General features: G+C 71.8%; 15 protein-coding genes. 12 read left to right on the top strand and 3 right to left on the bottom strand.

Translation table 11 applies throughout. The annotated features are described in order from the left end of the window. Window positions 1–843, top strand: a complete 843-nt coding sequence (locus tag ACGFIS_RS09150) for a DUF1206 domain-containing protein (protein WP_392901528.1) — start codon at window positions 1–3, stop codon at window positions 841–843. A gap of 42 nt (window positions 844–885) precedes the next feature. On the opposite strand, the gene ACGFIS_RS09155 is transcribed toward ACGFIS_RS09150, so the two are convergent. Then, complete coding sequence (locus ACGFIS_RS09155) at window positions 886–1,962, bottom strand: DUF695 domain-containing protein (protein WP_392901530.1); 1,077 nt, start codon at window positions 1,960–1,962, stop codon at window positions 886–888. A gap of 267 nt (window positions 1,963–2,229) precedes the next feature. Between ACGFIS_RS09155 and mnmA the strand changes: the two genes are divergently transcribed. From mnmA to ACGFIS_RS09180, 5 genes are all read left to right on the top strand, one after another. Continuing rightward, entirely contained in the window at window positions 2,230–3,306 is a 1,077-nt protein-coding gene (gene mnmA, locus ACGFIS_RS09160; RefSeq protein WP_392901532.1) for a tRNA 2-thiouridine(34) synthase MnmA, read from the top strand. Window positions 3,307–3,378: 72 nt separating this feature from the next. After that, window positions 3,379–4,197 carry an LLM class F420-dependent oxidoreductase gene (locus ACGFIS_RS09165; RefSeq protein WP_392901534.1) on the top strand — a complete coding sequence of 273 codons (819 nt, stop codon included), beginning with the start codon at window positions 3,379–3,381 and terminating at the stop codon, window positions 4,195–4,197. Window positions 4,198–4,222: 25 nt separating this feature from the next. Continuing rightward, window positions 4,223–5,239 carry a methionine synthase gene (locus tag ACGFIS_RS09170; RefSeq protein ID WP_392901536.1) on the top strand — a complete coding sequence of 339 codons (1,017 nt, stop codon included), beginning with the start codon at window positions 4,223–4,225 and terminating at the stop codon, window positions 5,237–5,239. Between the two features lie 52 nt (window positions 5,240–5,291). Then, window positions 5,292–7,460: an NAD-dependent DNA ligase LigA gene (gene ligA / locus ACGFIS_RS09175; protein WP_392901538.1), complete on the top strand. Its 2,169-nt coding sequence runs from the start codon at window positions 5,292–5,294 to the stop codon at window positions 7,458–7,460. Between the two features lie 257 nt (window positions 7,461–7,717). Beyond that, the gene (locus ACGFIS_RS09180) at window positions 7,718–9,832 is read left to right on the top strand and encodes a putative bifunctional diguanylate cyclase/phosphodiesterase (RefSeq protein WP_392901540.1); all 2,115 of its coding nucleotides are present in this window, start codon (window positions 7,718–7,720) and stop codon (window positions 9,830–9,832) included. 83 nt (window positions 9,833–9,915) lie between these two features. On the opposite strand, the gene ACGFIS_RS09185 is transcribed toward ACGFIS_RS09180, so the two are convergent. Further along, window positions 9,916–10,158 (bottom strand): DUF6458 family protein, encoded by a 243-nt coding sequence (locus ACGFIS_RS09185; RefSeq protein ID WP_392970145.1) that lies wholly within the window; start codon window positions 10,156–10,158, stop codon window positions 9,916–9,918. 148 nt (window positions 10,159–10,306) lie between these two features. On the opposite strand from ACGFIS_RS09185, the gene ACGFIS_RS09190 reads away from it, so the two are divergent. From ACGFIS_RS09190 to gatB, 4 genes are all read left to right on the top strand, one after another. Next, a complete protein-coding gene (locus tag ACGFIS_RS09190) occupies window positions 10,307–10,624 on the top strand; it encodes a hypothetical protein (protein WP_392901544.1) in 318 nt (105 codons plus the stop codon). A gap of 93 nt (window positions 10,625–10,717) precedes the next feature. Then, on the top strand, window positions 10,718–11,017 hold the full coding sequence (gene gatC, locus ACGFIS_RS09195; protein WP_392901546.1) for an Asp-tRNA(Asn)/Glu-tRNA(Gln) amidotransferase subunit GatC: 300 nt from the start codon (window positions 10,718–10,720) through the stop codon (window positions 11,015–11,017). Then, complete coding sequence (gene gatA / locus ACGFIS_RS09200) at window positions 11,017–12,513, top strand: Asp-tRNA(Asn)/Glu-tRNA(Gln) amidotransferase subunit GatA (protein WP_392970147.1); 1,497 nt, start codon at window positions 11,017–11,019, stop codon at window positions 12,511–12,513. The genes gatC and gatA overlap by 1 nt, the downstream gene beginning before the upstream one ends. Continuing rightward, the gene (gene gatB / locus ACGFIS_RS09205; protein WP_392970150.1) at window positions 12,510–14,012 is read left to right on the top strand and encodes an Asp-tRNA(Asn)/Glu-tRNA(Gln) amidotransferase subunit GatB; all 1,503 of its coding nucleotides are present in this window, start codon (window positions 12,510–12,512) and stop codon (window positions 14,010–14,012) included. Before gatA ends, gatB begins: the two co-directional genes overlap by 4 nt. A gap of 92 nt (window positions 14,013–14,104) precedes the next feature. Here the strand turns inward: gatB and ACGFIS_RS09210 are convergent, their stop codons facing one another. Continuing rightward, entirely contained in the window at window positions 14,105–15,208 is a 1,104-nt protein-coding gene (locus tag ACGFIS_RS09210; RefSeq protein ID WP_392970153.1) for a PQQ-dependent sugar dehydrogenase, read from the bottom strand. A 457-nt stretch (window positions 15,209–15,665) separates the two neighbouring features. On the opposite strand from ACGFIS_RS09210, the gene ACGFIS_RS09215 reads away from it, so the two are divergent. After that, entirely contained in the window at window positions 15,666–18,503 is a 2,838-nt protein-coding gene (locus ACGFIS_RS09215) for a putative bifunctional diguanylate cyclase/phosphodiesterase (RefSeq protein WP_392970156.1), read from the top strand. Between the two features lie 148 nt (window positions 18,504–18,651). Continuing rightward, complete coding sequence (locus tag ACGFIS_RS09220) at window positions 18,652–20,523, top strand: acetolactate synthase large subunit (RefSeq protein WP_392901556.1); 1,872 nt, start codon at window positions 18,652–18,654, stop codon at window positions 20,521–20,523. Window position 20,524 lies beyond the last annotated feature (1 nt).

A 20,524-nucleotide genomic window follows, 5' to 3' on the forward strand; every position in this document is an offset into this window, starting at 1 on the left:
ATGACGACGGGCGGCGCGGTGAAACAGGCGGGCCGGAGAGCCGCGGGACACCCGTGGTTCCACCACATGTCGCGCGTCGGCCTGGTCGCCCGCGGCCTCATCTACCTGCTGGTCGGCTGGCTCGCGCTCCAGATCGGGTTCGGTGGCGGCGGCCAGGAGGCCGAGCGGAAGGGCGCCCTCCAGATCGTCGCGGACAACCCCGGCGGCACCGTCGTCCTGTGGCTGATGGCGGCCGGTTTCGCCGCGCTCGCCGCCTGGCAGTTCGGAGAAGCCCTGTACGGACGCCCCGTGCCGGACGGTGACAAGCCCACCGAGCGGCTGGGGTCGGCCGCCCGCAGCCTCGTCTACGCGAGCGGCACCGCGGCGACCCTGGGGTTCCTGCTCGGACACCAGGGCACGTCGAGCGACCAGCAGTCCAAGGCCTTCACCGCGCGGGCCATGGCCGAGCCCGGCGGACGCTGGCTCATCCTGGCCGTCGCGGCGGGCTTCCTGGTGTGGGGCGCGGTGACGGTCGTCAACGCCGTCCGCCGGGAGTTCATGGAAGAACTGGACACCGGCCGGATGGGCCGGGCGGCGCGCCGCTTCGTCCAGCCCTTCGGGATCGCCGGCAACGCCGCCCGCGGCCTCATCGGCACCGGAGCCGGTGCGTTCCTCGCCTACGCCGCCATCACCTTCCAGCCGGAGAAGGCCAAGGGGCTGGACGGCACCCTCCGCGAGTTCGCCGGCACCCCCGCCGGAGCCTGGGGCCTCGTCGCCGTCGCCGCGGGCGTCGTGACCTTCGGCCTCTACTCCTTCTGCGAGGCGCGGTGGCGCAAGGTCGACGCGTCCCGTCCGGGCCTGTAGGGCGTCAGGGCCCGCAGGAAGGACGTCAGGGCACGCAGGACGTCAGGGCTGGTAGGGCGCCAGGGCCCGCCAGCCGGGGTCGTTGGTGGAGGCGACCTTGGCCTTGCCCTCCGGCCAGCCGGCGGCGAGCTGGTCGAGTTCGGAGATGACCCCGGAGTCGGGGTCGGCGTACAGGTGGAAGACGCGGAGGCCGTCACCGGTCTCGCGGACGGCGAGGACGGCGCGGTCGCCGAGCTTGGTGAGCTTCTTCTCGAAGGCGCGCAGCGCGCCCGACGACGGTTCGACGGGGAGGCGGTCGGGGTTGCTGTTGGCGTACGGGACGGTGATCGCCACGTGCAGGTCGCAGAGGGGGTAGTCCTGCCGGTGCAGCGGGAACCTGGCGCCGAGGCGGGCGGGGTGGCCGCGGGGAGTCCGGCCCTCGCCGGTCAGCCAGGCGGGCTCGGAGAACGGCTCGGCGATCTGCTCGACGACCGCGGACAGCATCGACGGCGGCAGCGAGTCGATCGGCGCCTCCGTGGCGATGGTGACCTCGCCGATCCAGCGGGCGACGTCGTCCTCGCCGAGGGCCCAGTGCAGGACGTTCAGCGCCACCTGGAGCTGCTGCTCCTCGGCGACGAACAGGAAGTCGGGGTGGTAGGCGGCGATGTGCACCCGGGCCCGGTCGGCGTCGGCGCGCATGCCGAGCCGGACGTACTCCAGATCGAACTCGTGGTCGCCGAGGATGAGATCCTGCGCGAGCATCTCCGGGTCGGGCTGGCGCGCGGGATGAAAGCTCCATCCGCCGGCCGCCGACCGGGACGGCGCGGAACGCGCCCAGCGTTCGGTCAGCCCCCGCAGCTCGGGGTCGCCGCCGCCGGACACGGTGAGGGACGGGGAGCGGTCGTCGGCGCCGCCGATCTCCCACTGGAGCCCCGCGTGGATCTTGTGGACGCGGCGGGACAGCTCCTCGATCGCCTCGGCCGACAGGCCCTCGCCGGGTGCGTCGGGCTCGGGCTGCTCGGGCCCGGCGGCCAGCGAGGCCTCGATCGTCGGGCGGGCCTGCGCCCACCACTCCCAGAACTCGCTGATCGCGGGAGGCGTCACCGGTGACGCGTCGCGCGGACGACGGAAGATTCCCATCGGGCAGATACAAGAGGAACGCCATCGGCGATCAGCGGGTGCGGCGCGTCCCCTTGCTTCTCCTCTCATGCTGTCGGTGGCGGTCGGTAGCGTCTCATGACGAAGGGCGACCGGTGCGGGAGGTGGAATGCGCAGGTCGTTCAAGTTCCTGTCGCGTCCTACCGTACGGCAGGCACGCCCCGCGGCAGGCACGAAGCCCGGCGGCCCGGCGTCGTCCGCGGAAATGACGATGGCGGACCGGGCCACGCCGCGTACCCTCGAGGGACTATGACTTTGCGCGTACTCGCCGCCATGTCCGGCGGCGTCGACTCCGCCGTGGCCGCCGCCCGCGCCGCAGAGGCCGGGCACGACGTCACCGGCGTCCACATGGCCCTGTCCAGCAACCCCCGGTCGTACCGGACGGGGGCACGCGGCTGCTGCACCCTGGAGGACTCCAGGGACGCCCGCCGCGCCGCCGATGTGATCGGCATCCCGTTCTACGTGTGGGATCTCGCCGAACGCTTCCACAAGGACGTCGTGGAGGACTTCGTCAGCGAGTACGCGGCCGGGCGCACCCCGAACCCGTGCCTGCGCTGCAACGAGAAGATCAAGTTCGCGGCGCTGCTGGACCGGGCGATGGCGCTCGGCTTCGACGCCGTCTGCACCGGCCACTACGCGCGGCTCGACGGCGGCGTCCTGCGGCGAGGCGTCGACGAGGGCAAGGACCAGTCGTACGTGCTGGCCGTGTGCACGCCCGAGCAGCTCGCGCACGCCCTGTTCCCGCTGGGCGACACGTCCAAGGCCGACATCCGGCGGGAGGCGGAGCGGCGCGGCCTCCAGGTGGCCGACAAGCCCGACAGCCACGACATCTGCTTCATCGCGGACGGCGACACGCGGGGCTTCCTGGCCGAGCGGCTCGGCTCGGCGCCCGGCCCGATCGTCGACGCCGACGGCAACGAGGTCGGCGAGCACGAGGGCGCCTACGCCTACACGATCGGGCAGCGCAAGGGCCTGCGCATCGGCACGCCGGCGCCCGACGGGCGTCCCCGCTACGTCCTGGACATCTCCCCGGTGACGAACACGGTGACGGTGGGGCCGCGCGAGTCGCTGGACGTCCACGAGATCACCGGCGAGCGTCCGGTGTGGCTGAGCGAGCCCCGCAGCGGCCCGTTCGACTGCCAGGTGCAGCTCCGCGCGCACGGTGAGGTGTACGGCTGCACGGTCGAGCAGGACGGCGGCGAACTGCGCATCCGCCTGGCCGGCCCCGCACGCGGTGTGGCACCGGGCCAGGCCGCCGTCCTGTACGACGGCGACCGCGTGCTCGCCTCCTCCACGATCTCCGACACCTCCCGCGTTCCCGCCTGACGCACAGGCCCGGGGAATCAGGCTGAGCTTGGGTGGCTTATGGTCACGTAGGCGATGCTTTGGAGGCGTGCTGTGGAGTTCGGTGTTTCGACGTTCGTGACCGATGACGGGATCGCTCCTGCGGCGCTGGGGCGGGCGCTGGAGGAGCGCGGCTTCGCGTCGCTGTTCCTGGCCGAGCACACGCACATCCCGGTGAAGCGGGAGACGCCGTGGCCGGGCGGGGCCGAGCTGCCCCGTTGGTACTACCGGACGCTCGACCCGCTCGTCGCGCTGACCGCCGCGGCGACCGCGACCGAGCGGCTGCGCGTCGGCACGGGCATCGCGCTGGTCATCCAGCGGGACCCGATCGTCCTGGCCAAGGAGGTCGCCTCGCTCGACCTGATCTCCGGCGGGCGGGCCGTGTTCGGCGTCGGCGCGGGCTGGAACCGCGAGGAGATGCGCAACCACGGCACCGATCCGAAGACCCGGGTGCGGCTGCTGCGCGAGCGGGTGCTGGCCGTCAAGGAGCTGTGGACGAAGGACGAGGCGGAGTTCCACGGCGAGTTCGTCGACTTCGACCCGGTGTTCTCCTACCCGAAGCCCGTCCAGGACCCGCATCCGCCCATCATGATCGGCGGCTCCGGCCCGACCACGTTCGACCGGGTCGTGGAGTTCGGCGACGGCTGGATGCCGATCTACGGGCGCGGCACCGACGAGCTCGCGGCGCAGATCGCCGAACTGCGTGAGCGGGCCGGACGCCGCCTCCCCGTGGTGGTGTTCGGGGTGCCGCGCAGCGCCGAGGCGGTGGCCGGGCTGGAGGCCGCCGGCGTGGACGAGGTCCTGTTCAACCTGAAGACCCTGCCCGAGGACGACACGCTCCGGTACCTGGACCGGCTCGCGGAACTCCTGTGATCAACGCGCCGATAGGGTTCCGGGTGTGACGACGAGCTATCCCTGGCAGGCCGGGACGGCGACCGGGGTCGGGTCGTATCCGGGGGGCGACCCGGCGGAGGCGCTGCGGATCGTCCTCGGTGAGCTGCCCGAGCTGCCGCATCTGCCCGAGCTGCCCGCGCGCGGTCCCGGCGCCGACATGATCGGCCGGACCGCCGGGCTGCTGGTCGAGATGCCGGTGCACGTGGAGCCGTCCGGCTGGCGGTTCTCCGACCGTCCGGGACGCGACACCCTCCGCTCCCGCGACCACCTGGCCCGCGACCTGGACGTGCTGGAGGAGGTCGCGGGCGGTCACGACGGCCCGTTCAAGATCCAGGTGTGCGGGCCGTGGACGCTGGCCGCCACGATCGAGCTGCGGCACGGCGACCGGGCGCTCAAGGACCCGGGCGCCGTCCGCGACCTGGCCGCCTCGCTCGCCGAGGGCGTCGCCGCGCACGTCGCGGACGTCCGGCGGCGCCTGCCCGCCGCGGAGATCCTGCTTCAGCTGGACGAGCCGGCCCTGCCCGGTGCGCTCGCCGGGACGGTCCCGACCGCCAGCGGGTTCTCGCGGCTGCGGGCCGTCGAGGAGCCCGTCGCCGAGGACACGCTCAGGAAGGTGATCGAAACCGCCTGCGCGGGGGACGCGGCCTACCCCGTCGTCCACTGCTGCGCCCGCAACGTCCCCTATGCCCTGCTCCGAGGGGCGGGCGCGAAGGCGATCTCGGTCGATCTGAACCTCATGCCGAAACGCGACGACGACGCGGTCGGCGAGACGATCGACGCCGGGACGGGGCTGTTCCTCGGCGCGGTGCCCGCCACCGACACCGTCCTCCCCGCCCTCCGGGCGACCGCCGGGCCGGTGCGGGACCTGTGGCGGCGCCTCGGATTCCCGCCCGCGCGACTGGCGGAGCAGGTCGTGATCACTCCGGCGTGCGGGCTGGCAGGCGCGTCCCCGCGGCACGTCCGCGCGGCCCTCCAGCGCTGCCGGGCAACGGCCCGCATGCTGTACGAGGCGGCGGACTGACCCCGGGCGCGGCGGGGCTCGTATTGTCGGACCTGATGGCGACAATGGGGGCATGACCATGAGCGACGGCGTTCCCGGCGAGGCGCGGCAGCGGCATCTGGAGCTGAGCCGGGAGATCGACGAAGCCAACTACCGCTACTACGTCCTCGACCAGCCGACCCTCACCGACGCCGGGTACGACGCGCGGATGCGGGAGCTGCACGAGCTGGAGGAGCGGCATCCGGAGCTGGTCACGCCCGATTCGCCGACGCAGCGGGTCGGTGCGCCGATCGTCACCGATTTCGCGACCGTCGAGCATCTGGAGCGGATGCAGAGCCTCGACAACGCGATGAGCGCCGACGAACTGGTGGCGTGGGACGAGCGCGTCGTCAAGGAGGCCGGCAAGATCGCCGGATACCTGTGCGAACTGAAGATCGACGGGCTGGCCATCGCGCTGACCTACGAGGACGGGCGGCTCGTGCGCGGGGTCACCCGCGGCGACGGGCGCACCGGCGAGGACGTCACCAACAACGTCCGCACCATCGCCGACATCCCGCACCGGCTGGAGGGCGAGGGCTGGCCGGAGCTGCTGGAGGTCCGCGGCGAGGTCTTCCTCCCCGTCGAGGGTTTCGAGCAGGTCAACGCCGCCCAGGTGGAGGCCGGCAAGGACCCGTTCGCCAACCCGCGCAACGCGGCGGCCGGGTCGCTGCGGCAGAAGGACCCGCGGGTCACGGCGCAGCGCCCGCTCGGCATGCTCGTCCACGGGTACGGCGCGTGGCGCGGCGGGACGCAGCCGGAGAGCCAGTCCGGGGCCTACGAGCTGATGCGCGGCTGGGGGCTGCCGGTCAGCGACCGCTACAAGGTCCTCGGCGGGATGGACGCCGTCCGCGCGTACATCGCCGAGTACGGCGAGGACCGGCACGGCACCGCGTACGAGATCGACGGGGTGGTCGTCAAGGTCGACCAGTTCTCGCTGCAGCGGCGGCTCGGGTCCACGAGCCGGGCGCCTCGCTGGGCCATCGCGTGGAAGTACCCGCCGGAGGAGGTCAACACCCGGCTCCTCGACATCAAGGTCGGCGTGGGCCGGACGGGGCGCGTCACCCCCTACGGCGTGATGGAGCCGGTCAAGGTCGCCGGGTCGACGGTCGAGCGGGCCACGCTGCACAACGCGGGCGAGGTGAAGCGCAAGGGCGTGCTGATCGGCGACACGGTCGTCCTGCGCAAGGCCGGCGACGTGATCCCCGAGATCGTCGCGCCGGTCACCGCCCTGCGGGACGGGTCGGAGCGCGAGTTCCAGATGCCCGCGCACTGCCCCGAGTGCGGCACCGAACTGGCGTACGAGAAGGAGGGCGACGCCGACATCCGGTGTCCCAACGCGCGGTACTGCCCCGGTCAGCTGCGCGAGCGGCTGTACTTCGTGGCGAGCCGCAACGCGCTCGACATCGAGGCGCTCGGCTACGTGGGGGCGACGGCGCTCACCCAGCCGCTGGAGCCGTCCGAGCCGCCGGTGAAGAACGAGGGCGACCTGTTCCACCTGACCGTCGACCGGCTCCTTCCGATCCGGAGCCTCGTGCTCGACCAGCGGACGGGCACGTCCAAGACGGATCCGAAGACCGGTGAGCCCAAGGTCGTGTCGTTCTTCGCCAACAAGGAGGGCGAGCCGAAGAAGACCGTCGAGATCCTCTTCGACGAGCTGGAGAAGGCCAAGAAGCAGCCGCTGTGGCGGGTCCTGGTGGCGCTGTCGATCCGGCATGTGGGACCGTCGGCGGCCCGCGACCTGGCCCGCGAGATGCGCTCGATGGACGCGATCGCGAACGCCTCTGAGGAGGACTTGGCGGCCGTCGACGGCGTCGGCCCGACGATCGCGGTGTCGATCAGGAAGTGGTTCGAGATCGATTGGCACCGCGAGATCGTCGAGAAGTGGCGTGCCGCGGGCGTCCGGATGGAGGACGAGGGCGCGGCGGGCCCGCGTCCGCTGGAGGGGGTCACCGTGGTGATCACCGGGTCGCTGGAGGGGTTCAGCCGCGACTCGGCGACCGAGGCGGTGCAGCGGCTCGGCGGCAAGGTGTCCGGCTCGGTGTCGAAGAAGACGGGCTTCGTGGTCGCGGGCGACAGTCCGGGGTCCAAGTACGACAAAGCCGTCAAGCTGGGCGTACCGGTCTTGCAGGAGGAAGGATTCCGCGTCCTGCTGGCCGAAGGGCCGGATGCGGCCACGAACGTGACGGTGAGCGCCGAAGAATAACCCGGTGTATTCGCGGGGCTCTCACCAGGTTTGCGTTACTCAGGGGTACACTTCAACTACCCAACGGTGAGTGGCCGGGTGCGATACGGGCATAACGCAACGTACGCGATCGGTTTCGCGAAGTTGAGCGAAGGCCGTACCCTCCCTCTCATCACGACCTACACCTGAATCTCCGGACGTAACACCCGGGGGGCGTCCCCCGAGGTCGGGGACGTCCGGTGCCGGGGGACGGCCCCCCGAACCCCCCCGAGGATGTGATGAAGGACCCGAACAACACGCGGAACACGGCACCGCGCCGTGGGTCCCCGTTGTGGATCTACTTCGTCGTCGTGATCCTGCTCGGCGTCACCGCCTGCGTCACCGCGTTCTCCGGTCTGAGCGGCGCCGACCTGGACGCGCTCGCCGGCGCGCCGGTGTTCTGGATCCTCGGCTGCTTCATCATCTTCGGTGAACTGCGGCCGATCATCACCCCCGGCTCCACCGAGAACAACGGCGCCACCACCTCCACCACGTTCGCGTTCGCCGCCCTGCTGTACGCCGGCCTCCCGATCGCCGCCGCCCTCCAGGCCATCGCCGTCATCACCTGCGGGATCTTCCGCGGCCGAAGCCCCCACCGCATCGCCTTCAACGCCGCGCAGTACACCCTCAGCCTCGCCGCCGCCCAGCTCGTCCTCGCCATGTTCGGCGACCTCGCCACCCCCACCGACCTGTGGGTCCCCGACGGAGGCGACCTGCCCGCGATAGCGCTCGCCGGCACCGTCTACTTCATCTGCAACGACACGCTCGTCGGGGCGGCCGTCGCCCTCCACGAACGGGTCTCGCTCGTCAAGGCGCTCCGCTTCGACCTCGGCTACCAGATCCTCGTCCACCTGGCGCTGCTCGGCCTCGCCCCGCTGATGGTCGTCGCGATGGACAGGTCCGCGGTGTTCGTGCCCCTCATCGTCCTGCCGTTCATCGCCGTGTACCTGAACGCCTCCGTCTCCGTCCGGCGCGAACACCAGGCCCTCCACGACGGGCTCACCGGCCTCCCCAACCGCAAACTCCTCATCGTCCGGACCGAAGAGGCCCTCACCGAAGCCCGCGGCGCCGGCAAGCGCGGTGCCCGCGCCCCCGGGATCGGCGGCAGGTCCCGCCGCCGCAGAAACGACCCGCCGAGCCACCGCGCCGGGCTGTTCCTGCTCGACCTCGACCGCTTCAAGGAGGTCAACGACACCCTCGGGCACCCCACCGGCGACCGCCTCCTCCAGCTCGTCGCGCACCGCCTCACGCACAGCGTCCGCCCCGGCGACCTCGTCGCGCGGCTCGGCGGCGACGAGTTCGCGGTGCTGCTGCCGTCCGTCCGCGACGAGGCCGCCGCCCGCGAGGTCGCCGCCCGGCTCCGCGCCGCCCTCAGCGAACCCGTCCGCCTCGACGGCATGTCCTTCGACCTTGAGGGCAGCGTCGGCATCGCCCTGTTCCCCGACCACGCGCCCGACTTCGAACTGCTCCTCCAGCGCGCCGACGTCGCCATGTACAACGCCAAGGAGGCCCGCACCGGCGTCGAGATCTACTCGCCCGCCAAGGACCGCAACTCACCGGCACGCCTCAGCATGCTCGGCGAGCTGCGCCGCGCCATCGACCGCTCCGAACTGGAGCTGTTCTACCAGCCGAAGGTCTCCCTGCGGGACGGCCAGCTCGTCGGCATGGAGGCCCTCCTGCGCTGGCGCCATCCCGACAAGGGCATCCTCGAACCCGACGCGTTCCTGTCGATCGCCGAGCAGACCTACCTCATGCGCTCCATCACCCACCACGTCGTCGACGCCGCGCTCACGCAGGCCGCCGCCTGGTGGCGCGAAGACCTCACCGTCCAGGTCGCCGTCAACGCCTCCGGACGCGACCTCCTCGACACGGGCCTCACCGAGACGATCGAGGAGGGGCTGCTCGCCCGCGGCCTGCCCGCCGCCGCGCTCCAGCTCGAGATCACCGAGCGGATCCTGATGAACGAGCCCGCCTACGCCTCCGACACCGTCAGCGCCCTCGCCGACCTCGGGATCCCGCTCAGCCTCGACGACTTCGGCACCGGCTACTCCTCCCTCGTCCGCCTCAAACGCCTCCCGGTCGAAGAGATCAAGATCGACGCCTCGTTCGTGGGGCGCCTCTCCGAGTCCACCGACGACGCCGTCATCGTCCGCTCCATCGTCGACCTCGTCCGCACCCTCGGCCTGCGCTCGGTCGCCGAAGGCGTCGAGGACCCCGCCACCGCCCAGACACTTCGCGAAATGGGCTGCGACGCCGCCCAAGGCTGGCACTTCGGCCGCCCCATGGACGCCGAAGCCGCCACCGACTGGCTCCGGAGTGCCTTCCTGGCGGTTCCTTCGACCTCCGGGCCTTGAGACTCGAAGGAGGTCGTCCCGCCGCTGCGGCACGTTCCTGCCGCGGCAGTACGGGCAGCGGCCGCGGCAGGAGATGAGGGCGCTCAGTACGGGCGGCGGTAGTCGTCCTCGTAGTAGTGCTCTTCGCGAACCGCGGGCGGGGGCCGGCGCTCGACGCTGCGGCGGGCCGAGACGATCCGGACGATGCCGATGACCAGGCCGATCAGGCCGCCGATCATCAGGATCACGCCGACCAGCCGGATGTCGATGCCGCTGAACTCATAACTGACCGCGTAGGCCAGGATCGCGCCGATGATGATCAGCGCGATGCTGCCGCCGATGGTCACGGCGGTCTCCTCTCGTCGTCCCTGAGTGGACGACGAGAGCGTTCCCCTTCAGGTGAAACTAAACAATCTATGCATATTTCGGGAAGTTTCACTCCGCAGATCGGTGATCCACTGCTCCCCGTCCCGCCCCCTTCGCTACGGTTCCGCCATGAGCAACGGTTCCCGTACCGCGATCGCCATCCTGTCGATGGCGGGTGCGATCGGCCTCTTCATCCTCGCCATGGTGTCCGTCACCGCCGACAGCAACCGGCAGAACGCGATCCAGGTGGCCATCCTCGGAGGGTTCGGCGTGCTCGCGCTCGCAAACTTCGCGGGGAGCCTGCTGAGTGGGGCCGCGCCGTCCCAGCCTCTGCCGTACCGGCCGCAGCCGCTTCCCCCGGGGGCCCCGGGCTACGCGCCGTACGCGGGTCAGCCGCAGCCCGGCTACCAGCCCCAGCCGGGCCAGGCGCACCCCGGGCAGCAATAGCGGCTTGCCGTAGTGGCGATGGGGTCGGGCGGTCGGGGTGCGGCCCATAGGATGGGCGGCGAATCCCATCGATCCGCAGGAACGGTTTCTCACATGTCCGCCATCACCCGTGACGAGGTTTCGCATCTCGCCCGGCTGTCCCGGCTGGCGCTCGGCGATGACGAGCTCGACCATCTCGCCGCCCAGCTCGACCAGATCATCTCCGCGGTCGCGCGGGTGCAGGAGGTCGCCGCGGAGGACATCCCGCCCACCTCGCACGCGCTGCCGCTGACCAACGTCTACCGGGCCGACGAGGTACGCCCGTGCCTCACGCCCGAACAGGCCCTGGCCGGCGCGCCGGCCGCCGAGGAACAGCGCTTCCGCGTCCCCCGGATCCTGGACGAGGAGGCGTGATGGAGCTGGTCGGGAAGGGGGCGGCGGAGCTCGGGGAGCTGCTCGCCGCCGGTGAGGCCTCCGCGGTCGAGGTCGCCGAGGCGCACCTGGACCGCATCGCCGCCGTGGACGGTCAGGTGAAGGCGTTCCTGCACGTCGACCGTGAGGCGACGCTGGCGCAGGCCCGGAAGGTGGACGAGCGGCGTGCGGCGGGGGAGGATCTCGGCCCGCTGGCCGGTGTCCCCATCGCGCACAAGGACGTGTTCACCACGAGGGACATGCCCACCACGGCCGGGTCCAAGATCCTTGAGGGGTGGCGGCCGCCGTACGACGCGACGGTGACGGCGCGGCTGCGTGAGGCCGGGCTGGTGATCCTCGGCAAGACGAACATGGACGAGTTCGCGATGGGCTCGTCCACGGAGAACAGCGCCTACGTCACCTCGCGCAACCCGTGGGATCTGGAGCGGATCCCCGGCGGTTCGTCGGGTGGTTCGTCCGCGGCGGTGGCCGCGTACGAGGCGCCGCTCTCGACGGGGACCGACACGGGCGGGTCGATCAGGCAGCCCGCGGCCGTCACCGGCATCGTCGGCATGAAGCCCACGTACGGGGGTTCCTCCCGGTACGGCGTGATCGCGTTCGCGTCGTCGCTGGACACGCCGGGGCCGTTCGCCCGCAACGTGCTCGACGCGGCGCTGCTGCACGAGGCGTTCAGCGGACATGACCCGATGGACTCGACATCGGTGTCCGAGGCCGTCCCGCCGGTCGTGGAGGCCGCACGCCGCGCCGACGTCAACGGGCTGCGCGTCGGCGTCGTCAAGGAGTTCGCGGGGGAGGGCTACCAGCCGGGCGTCTCGGCGCGCTTCAACGAGACGGTCGAGCTGCTGGAGTCGCTCGGCGCGAAGGTCGTCGAGGTCTCCTGCCCGCACTTCACCTACGCGCTGCCCGCCTACTACCTGATCGCGCCGTCGGAGTGCTCGTCCAACCTGGCCCGCTTCGACGCGATGCGGTACGGGCTCCGGGTCGGCGACGACGGCAGCCGCAGCGCCGAGGAGGTCATGGCGCTGACCCGCGCCGAGGGCTTCGGCCCGGAGGTCAAGCGGCGCATCATGCTCGGCACCTACGCGTTGTCGTCGGGTTACTACGACGCCTACTACGGCAAGGCGCAGCAGGTCCGCACGCTGATCAAGCGCGACTTCGAGGCCGCGTTCGAGCAGGTGGACGTGCTGGTGTCGCCGACCACCCCGACGACCGCGTTCCCGATCGGCGAGCGCGCCGACGACCCGGTCGCGATGTACCTGGCCGACCTGTGCACGATCCCGGCGAACCTCACCGGCAACGCCGCGATCTCGGTGCCGTGCGGGCTGGCGGACGGCCTGCCGGTCGGCCTGCAGATCATGGCCCCCGTCCTCGGCGACGACCGCGTCTACCGCGTCGGCGCCGCCGTCGAGCGGGCCCTCGAAGACCGCTGGGGCGGCCCCCTCCTGGCCCAGGCCCCGGAACTGGTGGAGGCGAAGTGACCACTGCGACGCTGATGGACTACGACGAGGCGCTCGCCAGGTTCGAGCCGGTGCTCGGCATCGAGACCCACATCGAGCTGGGCACCGCGTCCAAGATGTTCTGCGGCTGCCCGACCGGGTTCGGCGCCGAGCCGAACACGCAGGTGTGCCCGGTGTGCCTGGGGCTGCCCGGTTCGCTGCCGGTCACCAACCGCGCCGCGATCGAGGGCATCATCAAGATCGGCTTGGCGCTGAACTGCGACATCGTCGAATGGTGCCGGTTCGCCCGGAAGAACTACTTCTATCCGGACATGCCGAAGAACTTCCAGATCTCCCAGTACGACGAGCCGCTGTGCGTCGACGGGTACCTGGACGTCGAGGTCGAGGGCGAGACGTACCGGGTCGAGATCGAGCGCGTCCACATGGAGGAGGACACCGGCAAGTCCCTGCACGTCGGCGGCACGACCGGCCGGATCCACGGCGCCGAGTTCTCACTGGTCGACTACAACCGGGCCGGGATCCCGCTGGTCGAGATCGTCACCAGGCCGATCGTCGCGACCGGCGACAAGGCGCCGCTCGTGGCCCGCGCGTACGCGACGGAGCTGCGCGAGCTGGTCCGGTCGCTGGACGTGTCGGACGTGCGCATGGAGCAGGGATCGATGCGCTGCGACGTCAACGTCTCGCTCATGCCGCGCGGCGCGTCCGAGTGGGGCACCCGCTCGGAGACCAAGAACGTCAACTCGCTGCGTTCGGTGGAGCGGGCCGTCCGATCGGAGATCGAGCGGCAGGCGGGCGTGCTGGCCGGCGGCGGGCGCGTCGTCCAGGAGACCCGCCACTTCCACGAGGACACAGGCCGCACCACCAGCGGCCGCAGCAAGGAAGAGGCCCAGGACTACCGGTACTTCCCCGAGCCCGACCTGGTGCCGATGGCGCCGTCCCGCGAATGGGTCGAGGAGGTGCGCGCGTCGCTGCCCGAGCTTCCGGCCGCGCGGCGCCGCCGCATCCAGCGGGAGTGGAGCCTGTCCGACCTGGAGCTGCGGGACGTCGTCAACGCCGGCGCCGTCGACCTCATCGAGGCCACGATCGCGCACGGCTCCGACGCCGCGGCCGCCCGCAAGTGGTGGATGAACGAGCTGTCCCGGCGCGCCACCGAGCAGGGCGTCGAGCTGGCCGACCTGCCCATCACGCCCGAGCAGGTCGCCCGCGTCCAGGCGATGATCTCGGCGGGGGAGCTGAACGACAAGCTGGCCCGCAAGGTGTTCGAGGGCGTCGTCGCCGGCGAGGGCACCCCGGACGAGGTCGTCGCCGCCCGGGGCCTCAAGGTCGTCAGCGACGAGGGCGAGCTGTCCTCCGTGATCGACCAGGTCATCGCCGACAACGCCGACGTGGCCGACAAGATCCGCGCAGGGAAGGCCGCCGCCGCCGGCGCCCTCGTCGGCGCCGTCATGAAGGCCACCCGGGGTCAGGCCGACGCGGGCCGCGCCCGCGAACTGATCCTGGAGAAGCTCGCCGCCTCCTGACATCCGCCCGCCGTCCCGTGGCGCACCCACGGGACGGCGGCGACAGCGGCCGCGACTCCGCGCCCCGATGGGCGGAGTCGGAGTGCCGGTCCTCAGCGGAGGGGGACGTTGAGGATCCGGTCGTCGTCGGGGGCGGGGTCGCCCCGGCCGTCCTCGTTGCTGGTGGCGAGCCAGAGGGAGCCGCCGGGTGCCTGGACGACGGCGCGGAGACGGCCGTAGCCGGAGTCGAAGTGGGCCGTGGGCCGTCCCGCCTCGCCGTCGTCGAGGGGGACCTGCCAGAGGCGCTCGCCGCGCAGGGCGGCGGCCCACAGGGAGCCGTTCGCATAGGCGAGGCCGGACGGGGACGCCTCCTCGGTCGTCCAGGTGAGGAGGGGGTCGGTGAAGCCTTCGCGGCCGCCCGTGCCCTCGACCTCGGGCCAGCCGTAGTTCTTGCCCTTCTCGATGCGGTTGATCTCGTCGAAGCGGTTCTGCCCGAACTCGGTGGCGTAGAGGCGGCCCTCGTCGTCCCAGGCGAGTCCCTGGACGTTGCGGTGCCCGTACGTCCAGACGCGGTTGCCGAACGGGTTTCCGGGGGCGGGCTTCCCGTCGGCGGTGACGCGGAGGATCTTGCCGCCGAGGGAGTTCTTGTCCTGGGACAGGCCGGTGTCGCCGGTCTCGCCGGTGGTGACGTAGAGCATCTTGTCGGGGCCGAACTCGATGCGGCCCCCGTTGTGATTGCCGCCCTTCGGGATCCCGGTGACGATGGGTTCCGTGGCGCCGAGACGGCCGTCGAAGGCGGCGCGGACGACGCGGTTGTCGGACGCGGCCGTGTAGTACAGGTAGATGGCCTTGTCGCTGGAGTAGTCCGGGGAGACCGCGACGCCCAGCAGGCCGCCCTCCCCGCCGGGTTCCACGCCGGGCACCTTGCCGACCCGCTCCCACTGGCCGGACGACGTGACGCGCACCAGGTCGGCTGTGTCGCGTTCGGTCACGAGTGCGTCCCCGCCGGGAAGGAACGCCACCGCCCAGGGGACCTGCAGGCCCGTGGCCACGGCGCGTGGTTCGCCTGGGGATCCGCCGCCCGTCTCGGACGGGCCGCTCGCCGTCAGCGGCGGCGGCGTGTGCGCGCCGCCGTCCCCGTCCCCGCCGGAGGGCGAGGACGAGCAGGCCGCCAAGAGCACCGCGGCCGAGGCCAGGACGATCGTGTGCCTTCGCATGAGCGCCTCCCGTAGGTAGTACGGATCCGAGTGGCCCGCCGTTCCAGCCGGGACGGGATCATTCCCGTCACGGGGCGATACCTGCACTCGAACGCGGTCACTCAACGTGTTCCCGGGCATGCCACCGCATCGGGGACGATCGGCTTTCGGACGTCCCAAACCGTTCTTCGACGAGGTCGTTTGTCGCCGGGAGGACGCTCAGCCTCAATCGCTCCGTGACCTACCGAACGTACATTGAGCGACACGGTGATCCCGTAGTGCAGCGACGTCGCTGATCTCCGGCAGGCGAGCCGGCGTGTTCGCCACCGGCCCGCGCCGACCCCTGCGCGGGGCACGATTCAGGACCTTGTGACCGTTATCCGTGCGGTGAAGGTCGTGAACCCGAATTCTCCCCCTGGCGCGGTGCGGCGTCGGCAGGGACCGAACGCTCCACCGGGGCAGGAAGGGACACGGCGCGATGAGCGGCGAATACGCCAGGCGGGTTCCGCCGCGTGCGCTGCCGATCGCCATGGCCGCGGTCGCCGGGGTCCTGTACGCCATCGGCTCGCTGCTCGGCTGGGGCGGGAACGCCTTCATCGCCTGGGCCGAGGCGGGCGCCGCGGGCGCCGCCGCGATCTCCCTGCTGCTGCTGGCCCGGCGGCCGGACGGCGTGCCGGCGGACACGGCCCCGGGCGGGATCTGGCGCGCGTCCTGGCGGTGGTACGGGATCGCCGCCGCGTCCTGGTTCCTCGGCGCCTTGGGCGGCGCCCTGTCCGACGGGCGGGGCCGCAGCGCCCTGTCGCTGTCGGTACCGGATCTCTTCTACCTTTTCGCCCTGGTCGCGCTGGTGGTGGGGCTGGTCGCGCCGATCAGGCTGCCCCGCGACGCGGGGACGTGGCTGCGGTACGCGGCCGACACCTATGTCTGCGCCAGCGCGCTGTTCGTGCTCGGCTGGGTCGCGCTGTTCGGCACGCTCTACCACAGGTCGGGGGAGTCGCCGCCGGAGTTCCTGCTGGAGCTGCTGTACCCGCTGATCGACGTCGTGTTCGTCTGCGGCGCGCTGCCGTTCGTCCTCGGCGCCGCGCGCGGGCACCGCCGCCTCGCCCTGATGGGGTACGGCGCGCTGACGGCCATCGCGGTCGCCGACATCGTGACGACGTTCGTCCGGCTGGACGGCGGCGGCCCGGCCGACGACCCGTCCGACATCCTGCGCCTCGCCGGGCTGCTGCTCCTGCTGCTGGTTCCGTGGACGGGCCCCGCGGCCGAGCCGGAACCGCCCGTCGACGACATCCCCGAGGACGTGGACGAGCCGGACGGGACCGGCCGGTCCGGCGAGGAGTGCGGCCGGATGATCGGGCCGGGCATCGCGCCCGCCGCGGTCGCCGCCGCGGCCGCCCTGTTCATCGCGGGTCACTCGCTCACCGGGCGCAACGGCCTCGAACCCGGCATCTCGATCGCGGCGGGCTCGGCGGCGCTGGTGCTGATCGCGCGGCTGGCGGGCCTGCTGCGGGAGAACGACGAGCTGCGCCGGGCCGTGGACACCGGCGAGGAGCACTTCCGGGCCCTGTCGGAGAGCATCAACGACGCGGTCCTCATCTGCGACCTGGACGCCATCGTCCAGTATGCCAGCGCCGGGGCCCTGCGGACGTACCACTACGAGCCGGAGGAACTGCTCGGGCGCCCGCTGCACGAGATCGTCCACCCGGAGGACCTGCCGCGCGTCCAGGGGGTGTTCCTCGAGGTCCTGGACGACGAGGCGGTCGACGAGGCGCTGCGCGTGTCGTGCCGGATCCGGGCGGCGGACGGGACGTGGCTGCCGACCGAGTCGACGATCTCGCGCTACAGCGGCTCCGACGGCGCCCCCGCGCGGCTGCTGGTCACGACGCGGGATCTCAGCGAGCAGGCGGCGCTGCAGCGGCAGGTCGCGCACCTGACGTTCCACGACGGCCTGACGGGCCTGCCCAACCGGTCCTACTTCGAGGAGCGGACCCGGGAGGTCCTGTCGCGGCAGCCGTCCGGCGGCGAGGTCGCGGTCGTGTTCGTCGACCTGGACGGTTTCACCGCGGTGAACGACTCCGACGGGCACGCGGCCGGCGACCAGGTGCTGGCGCAGGCCGCCCGGAGACTGCGCGCCAACGTCCAGTCGGACGACACGGTGGCCCGCTGGGGAGGCGACGAGTTCGCCGTCCTGGTCCAGCTTCCGCCGGACGACGGTGAGACGCGCGCCACAGTCGAGCTCGCCGGACGGCTCCTGCGGGCTCTTTCGGCGGACCCTTATCAGGTCGGCAACAAGCACATCGTGTTGACGGCGAGTGTCGGCATAGCGTTCGCCGGGGACGAGGAGCAGCCCGCGGCCCCCGCCGGCAACGGCTCCGAGGCGGGACGCCGGCTCCGCCGCACCGCCGCGGACCTGCTGCGCAACGGCGACCTGGCGATGGCCCGCGCGAAGGAGCTCGGCGGCGGGCGCGTCGAGGTGTACGCGCCGCACATGCACGCCGACGTCGTCCGGCGGCTGGAACTGGCCAGCGACCTCCAGCAGGCGCTGGCCGAGGAGGAGTTCGCGATCGAGTTCCAGCCGGTGGTGGACCTCGCGACGTCCCGGGTGACCGGCGTGGAGGCGCTGCTGCGCTGGTGGCGGGGCAGCGAGGCGGTGCCGCCGGAGGAGTTCATCGGCACGGCGGAGGAGTCGGGCCTGATGGTCCCGCTCGGAGACTGGGTGCTGCGGGAGGCGTGCCGCGAGGTCGCCCGGTGGCGCGGGGACTCGTGGGACGTGGGCCTGTCGGTGAACTTCACCGCCCGGCAGATCGCCGCGCCCCGGTTCGTGGAGTCGGTCGCGGCCGCGCTGGCGGAGACCGGGCTGCCGCCGCAGGCCCTCACGCTGGAGGTGCGCGAGGAGGTCCTCGTCGAGGACGCGGGCCAGAACGTGGAACGCCTGTCGGAGCTGCGCGACCTCGGGGTGCGGCTCGCGATCGACGACTTCGGCACCGGGTACGCCTCGCTCGCCTACCTCGGGCAGCTCCCGGTCGACATCATCAAGATCGATCCGTCGTTCGTGGCGGGGCTCGGGTCGGACGAGACGCTGACGCTGCTCACCCGGACGATCGTGCGGCTCGGCAGCGACCTGGGGCTGACCGTGGTGGCGGAGGGCATCGAGCGGCCCGAGCAGCTGGAACTGCTGCGCGAGATGGGCTGCCCGCGCGGCCAGGGGTTCCTGGTGGCGCGTCCGATGGCGGCCGGGCGGGTCGAGTCGCTGGTGCGGACGAACCTGGAGGCGCACGCCCAGTCCGGGGACGTCCCGCTGCCCCTCCCGGGCTGAGCCGCCCCGCTCGGGCCGCGCGGTGCGGGCCACGCACCTGCGACACGGCAGTCTCGACATTTGAGACAAAGCGTCCACGGATTTGACCGGGAGCCGGACATCGGCGAAAGTGGGCCTGTGCAGAGCACCATCACCATTCTCGTAGTACTTGGTCGGCGCGCAGGCTGACCAAGCTTCTCGTCCTGCGCGCCTCCCCTCGATCGCCTCACGGCGGCGGGGGTTTTTTGTTGCCCGGAGACCCTTCACCCCACTCCCCAAGGAAACGCAGATCATGACGACCGAACAGATGACGGGAGCCCAGGCGCTGGTCCGCGCCTTGGAGAACGTCGGCGTTGACACGGTGTTCGGCATCCCGGGCGGCGCGATCCTCCCGGCCTACGACCCGCTCTTCGACTCCGCGAAGCTGCGCCACATCCTCGTCCGGCACGAGCAGGGCGCCGGCCACGCGGCCCAGGGCTACGCGATGGTGACCGGCAAGGTGGGCGTGTGCATGGCCACCAGCGGGCCGGGTGCGACCAATCTCGTCACCGCGATCTCCGACGCCTACATGGACTCGGTGCCGATCGTGGCCATCACCGGCCAGGTGGCGTCCTCCCTCATCGGGACGGACGGCTTCCAGGAGGCCGACATCGCCGGCATCACGATGCCGATCACCAAGCACAACTTCCTGGTGACCAAGGCCGCCGACATCGGCCGGACGATCGCCGAGGCGTTCCACATCGCCGGCACCGGCCGTCCTGGACCGGTCCTCGTCGACATCGCCAAGGACGCCCTGCAGGCCACCGTCGACTTCGAGTGGCCCGTCGCGCTGCAGCTGCCCGGCTACCGGCCCGTCACCCGGCCGCACTCCAAGCAGGTCCGCGAGGCGGCACGGCTGATCGTCCAGGCCAAGCGCCCGGTGCTGTACGTCGGCGGCGGCGTCCTCAAGGCGAACGCGTCCGCCGAGCTGAAGGTGCTCGCCGAGCTGACCGGCGCGCCCGTCGTCGCCACGCTGATGGCCAAGGGCGCGCTGCCCGACAGCCACCCGCTGCACATGGGCATGCCGGGCATGCACGGCGGCGTCGGCGCCGTCGGCGCACTGCAGCGGTCCGACCTGCTGATCACCCTCGGCGCCCGGTTCGACGACCGCGTCACCGGGAAGCTGGACGGGTTCGCGCCGGACGCCAAGATCGTGCACGCCGACATCGACCCGGCGGAGATCTCCAAGAACCGGCACGCCGACGTCCCGATCGTCGGGGACGCCCGCGAGGTCATCGCCGACCTCATCGTCGCGGTGCAGAACGAGCACGAGGCGGGGCACAAGGGCGACTACACCGACTGGTGGCGGCAGCTCGACGCGTGGCGCGACACGTACCCGCTGGGCTACGACGTCCCGGACGACGGGTCGCTGTCCCCGCAGTACGTCATCGAGCGCATCGGGAAGCTCGCCGGGCCGGAGGCGTACTACGTCGCGGGCGTCGGCCAGCACCAGATGTGGACCGCGCAGTTCATCAAGTACGAGCGGCCCGGCGCTTTCCTGAACTCCGGCGGAGCCGGGACGATGGGCTACGCCGTCCCGGCGGCGATGGGCGCCAAGGTCGGCGCGCCCGACACGGCGGTCTGGGCGATCGACGGCGACGGCTGCTTCCAGATGACCAACCAGGAGCTCGCGACCTGCGCGATCGAAGGCATCCCCGTCAAGATCGCCGTGATCAACAACGGGAACCTCGGCATGGTCCGGCAGTGGCAGACCCTGTTCTACAACGAGCGGTACTCCAACACGAATCTGCACGCGGCCAAGCGCATCCCCGACTTCGTCAAGCTCGCCGAGGCGTACGGTTGTGTCGGCCTGCGCTGCGAGACGGCCGAGGACGTCGACGACGTCATCGCCAAGGCCATGGAGATCAACGACGCCCCCGTCGTGATCGACTTCATCGTGCACAAGGACGCCATGGTCTGGCCGATGGTCGCGGCCGGCACCACCAACGACGACATCAAGATCGCGCGGGACATGGCTCCCGAGTGGGAGAACGGAGACTGAC

It is taken from the genome of Spirillospora sp. NPDC048824, assembly GCF_043198455.1.
Taxonomy (GTDB): domain Bacteria; phylum Actinomycetota; class Actinomycetes; order Streptosporangiales; family Streptosporangiaceae; genus Spirillospora.

Bases quoted from the DNA above. Each gene is read 5' to 3' on its own strand.
- ACGFIS_RS09150 (WP_392901528.1), top strand. From the start codon at position 1: ATGACGACGGGCGGCGCGGTGAAACAGGCGGGCCGGAGAGCCGCGGGA.
- ACGFIS_RS09155 (WP_392901530.1), bottom strand. From the start codon at position 1,962: ATGGGAATCTTCCGTCGTCCGCGCGACGCGTCACCGGTGACGCCTCCC.
- mnmA (WP_392901532.1), top strand. From the start codon at position 2,230: ATGACTTTGCGCGTACTCGCCGCCATGTCCGGCGGCGTCGACTCCGCC.
- ligA (WP_392901538.1), top strand. From the start codon at position 5,292: ATGACCATGAGCGACGGCGTTCCCGGCGAGGCGCGGCAGCGGCATCTG.
- ACGFIS_RS09180 (WP_392901540.1), top strand. From the start codon at position 7,718: ATGAAGGACCCGAACAACACGCGGAACACGGCACCGCGCCGTGGGTCC.
- ACGFIS_RS09190 (WP_392901544.1), top strand. From the start codon at position 10,307: ATGAGCAACGGTTCCCGTACCGCGATCGCCATCCTGTCGATGGCGGGT.
- gatC (WP_392901546.1), top strand. From the start codon at position 10,718: ATGTCCGCCATCACCCGTGACGAGGTTTCGCATCTCGCCCGGCTGTCC.
- gatA (WP_392970147.1), top strand. From the start codon at position 11,017: ATGGAGCTGGTCGGGAAGGGGGCGGCGGAGCTCGGGGAGCTGCTCGCC.
- ACGFIS_RS09210 (WP_392970153.1), bottom strand. From the start codon at position 15,208: ATGCGAAGGCACACGATCGTCCTGGCCTCGGCCGCGGTGCTCTTGGCG.
- ACGFIS_RS09215 (WP_392970156.1), top strand. From the start codon at position 15,666: ATGAGCGGCGAATACGCCAGGCGGGTTCCGCCGCGTGCGCTGCCGATC.